The organism is Sporosarcina luteola (assembly GCF_023715535.1).
GTDB lineage: Bacteria > Bacillota > Bacilli > Bacillales_A > Planococcaceae > Sporosarcina > Sporosarcina luteola_B.
Map to the genome: position 1 here is coordinate 1 of NZ_JAMBOI010000080.1, position 255 is coordinate 255.

Here is a 255-nt window from a genome sequence, read left to right on the forward strand (position 1 = left end):
ACAACCCCAGGAAGCAAGCTTCCTGGTTTGGGCTCTTCCCGTTTCGCTCGCCGCTACTAAGGGAATCGATGTTTCTTTCTCTTCCTCCGGGTACTTAGATGTTTCAGTTCTCCGGGTGTGCCTCGTTTACGCTATGTATTCACGTAAACGTACTGCCCCATTAAAGGCAGTGGGTTTCCCCATTCGGAAATCTTCGGATCACAGCTTACTTACAGCTCCCCGAAGCATATCGGTGTTAGTGCCGTCCTTCATAGG

General features: G+C 50.6%; 1 rRNA gene. It reads right to left on the reverse strand.

Annotated features, from left to right (window positions below):
- Window positions 1-255 (reverse strand): 23S ribosomal RNA (locus tag M3191_RS18430); the annotation flags it as partial.